Source organism: Bradyrhizobium sp. STM 3809 (assembly GCF_000239795.1).
GTDB lineage: Bacteria > Pseudomonadota > Alphaproteobacteria > Rhizobiales > Xanthobacteraceae > Bradyrhizobium.
In genome coordinates this window covers 1-3,278 of record NZ_CAFJ01000392.1, presented here as the reverse complement: position 1 = coordinate 3,278, position 3,278 = coordinate 1, and the positions used below count along the sequence as shown (strand labels likewise).

Here is a 3,278-nt window from a genome sequence, read left to right as displayed (position 1 = left end):
CGACCATCTTGGCGACCGTCTTGTCCCAGCCGTCCTGGAACGCGTCCTTGAAGTCGGGCGTCGAGACGTAGACCAGCGGATAGCTGGCGAGCTCCGGGTGCTTCTCGCGGATCAGCTTGATGTAGCCGTCGACGTCGTCGCCCTTGGTCTCGGTGACGCCGGTCGAGCAGATGCCGATGATCTCCGGCTTCTGCTTCTTATGGATGTTCAGGATCGCCTGCTCGACATTCTCGTAGCCGCCGAGCACGGTGGCGACCTCGCTCATGGCCGTCGTCTGCATCGGCACCGCTTCCTTGAAGTGGCGCACGAACAGCGTCAGGCCGAACGAGGTGCAGCCCTGCGAGCCGTGCAGCAGCGGCATCGCGCCACGCAGGCCGAGGAAGGCGAACGAGCCGCCGATCGGCTGACTCATCTTCAGCGGATTGACCGCGCAGGCCTTCTTTCCGATGGTGACCTTGGCCATGAGCGTTGCCCTACTCTGCCGCCTGCAAGAGCGGCGCGGCCGGCGCCCTCTGCGCCGCCAGGATGTCCTCGACCCGGCCGGCACAGGCGCCGCAACCGCCCGAGGCGTTGGTGTGGGTGCGGACGCCGGCGACGTCGGTCAGGCCATGAGCCTTGATCGCGTCCTCGATGGTGCCGAGATCGACCGACTTGCAGTGGCAGATCTTCTTGGCGCGGCGCGCGGCCTCCGCGGCGACGGGATTCGCGGCCAGCGCGGCAGCTTCCGCATTGGCCTGCGCGATCGCCTTGGCCTGCCAATTGTTGCTGGCGCTCTCCCAGGGCGCCCGCTTGCGCAGCTGCTCCCACATCGGGTTGTAGATCGCCTTGTCGATCTCGGCGACCAGCTTCACCATGCCGATATAGCCCATGAACGCGTGCGAGCGCTCCTGGTTGATGTCGAGCCAGGGCATCGCGGCCTTCAGCGCCACGAATTGCGACTTGCCTCCGGACAGCATGATGTCGGCCTTGGCGTCCTTGAGCATCTTGTACATCTCGCGGGGCGCCATATCGTCGATCATGTGGGCGTCCTGGCCCATCAGCTCCTTGATGCGCTCCTTGTCCTCTTTGGTGGACTTCTTCACGGAAGTGCCGACCAGCTCCATGCCGGCTTCCTGCAGCGCCGCCACGACCGACCACGACTTCACGCCACCGGTGATCAGCAGCACCTTCTTGCCGGTGAGGCGCTGCTTGAACGGCTCGATCGCGGCCCAGGCCTTGGCCTCCTCGCGCGCGATCACCGCCTCGGTGCGGTCCAGCAGGTCCGCCGGCGCGCCACGCTCGACGAGAAGACGCGCGATCTCGCGCAGCGAGTCCGAGGAATCCTGGATGCCGTAGAACGAGCCCTCGAAGAACGGAATGCCGTAGCGCTCCTCCATCTTGCGGGCGACGTTGATCATCGCCTTGGAGCACACCATCATCGCCGCGCGGGCACGGTGCGACGACGCCACCTCCTTGTAGCGGCCGTCGCCCGAGATGCAGGCGGAGATGCGGATGCCGAGCTCGTCGAACAGCGGCTTCACCTGCCAGAGCTCGCCCGAGAGATTGTATTCGCCGATGATGTTGAGGTCGTAGGGCGTCGTCACCTCCGGCTCGACAGTGCCGATGACGTGGTCGAGCAGCGCCTCGCCGGCGAGCTTGTTGCCGAGATTCTTCGGGCCGACGAAGCCGGGCGAGTTGACGGGAATGCAGGGCTTGCCGAACTTGGCCGAGGCCGCCTTGCAGACCGCGTTGATGTCGTCGCCGGTCATGGCGGGCACGCAGGTCTGGTAGACGAAGACCGCCGGCGGATCGTATTTCTCGATGATTTCCTTGATCGCCTTGTACAGGCGCTTCTCGCCGCCGAACACGACGTCGGTCTCGTTGATATCTGTGGTGAAACCGGTGCGCCAGATCTGCGAGCCGGACGAGGCCGCGCCGCGGTTGTCCCAGGAATTGCCTTCGCAGGCGATTGGCCCGTGCACGAGATGCGCAACGTCGGTCAGCGGCTGCAGCGCGACCTTGGCGCCGTCGAAGGCGCAGCCACCGGCCGCACCGCCCGGCTGCAGCTGCTTGGTGCAGCCCTTCTTGCGCTCGGCCTCGGACTTGTTGGCGTTCTTGCCGCAACCCGGCTCGTTGAAGACGTTCTGGATCGTGGCAGACAGCGAGCTCATCGGCTTCTCCTGTTGGCGGACCTTCGGCGCGTCTTGGTGGGACGAAGAGGCTCAGGCATTCGTTGCCTTCCCACGAGCCGCATCGTCCGGAGCGAAGCGCGCGGCGGCCCCTGGGGACCGCCGCGCGCCGTGACTTAGCGGATGATGTCGAAGCTGTAGTCAGACTTCGCCGGCACGTTGGTGTTGCGATCGATCTCGTCGAAGATCTTGTCGAGGATCGTGACCAGCACGTTCAGGCCGCCCTGATAGCCCCACACCGGATAGCGGTGCTTGTGGTGGCGATCGAAGATCGGGAAGCCGATGCGGATCAGCGGCGTGCCGGTGTCGCGCTCCAGGTACTTGCCGTAGGTGTTGCCGATCAGGAAGTCGACCGGCTCGGTGAACAGCAGCGAGCGCATGTGCCAGAGATCCTTGCCGGGATACACGTGGCAGTTCTTGCCGAACGGCGAGGCATCGAACACCGCCTGCACGCGCTCCGCCCACTCCTTGTTGCCGTTGGTGGCGAGCACATGGGTCGGCTCGGCGCCGAGTTCCAGCAGGAACGAGGCGAGGCCGAGGCAGAGGTCCGGATCGCCATAGATCGCGAACTTCTTGCCGTGGATGTGAGCGCTGGAGTCGGCGATCGCGTCGACCAGGCGGCCACGCTCGACGGCGAGCGACTCCGGGATCTCCTTGCCCGAGATGCGCGACAGCGCCATCACGAAGGCGTCGGTGCCGGACACGCCGACCGGGTGGTGGAACGAGACCACCTCCTGGCCGTGATTGGCGATGAAGGGCAGCGTCTTCTCGGTGCAATAGTGCTGCATCGAGATCGTCGCCTTGGCGTGAACGGCATTGGCCGCGTCTTCCAGGGTCGTGCCGCCCTCATACATGCGGAACTCGCCGTCGGTCGGCGTGTCGAACACGTTCGAGTTGTCGCCGAGGATGGTGTACTCGATCCCCATCTCCTCGAAGATGTGCTTGACCTCGCGGATGTTTCCGACGGTGTAGCCGTCGAAGCCGCCGATGAAGTTGATCTTCTCGTTCGGAACGCGCTCCAGCTTCGGCGCGGTGCCGGCCTTGCCATCCCAGAAATGGTCGAGAATGCCCTTCATCGCGTTGTCGTAGCCCGTGACGTGGCTGCCGACG

3 protein-coding genes are annotated in these 3,278 nt (G+C 65.2%); all 3 read right to left on the bottom strand.

Annotated features, from left to right (window positions below; all coding sequences use genetic code 11):
- On the bottom strand, positions 1-463 hold a 463-nt coding region (locus tag BRAS3809_RS19820; protein ID WP_035657062.1), incomplete at its 3' end, for a nitrogenase component 1.
- A gap of 10 nt (positions 464-473) precedes the next feature.
- A complete protein-coding gene (gene nifE, locus BRAS3809_RS19815) occupies positions 474-2,150 on the bottom strand; it encodes a nitrogenase iron-molybdenum cofactor biosynthesis protein NifE (RefSeq protein WP_008963837.1) in 1,677 nt (558 codons plus the stop codon).
- A gap of 134 nt (positions 2,151-2,284) precedes the next feature.
- Positions 2,285-3,278, bottom strand: a 994-nt coding sequence (gene nifK, locus BRAS3809_RS19810; protein ID WP_035657060.1) for a nitrogenase molybdenum-iron protein subunit beta, incomplete at its 5' end; no start/stop codon positions are given.

Coding starts and splice junctions, on each gene's coding strand:
- nifE (WP_008963837.1), bottom strand. CDS start 2,150: ATGAGCTCGCTGTCTGCCACGATCCAGAACGTCTTCAACGAGCCGGGT.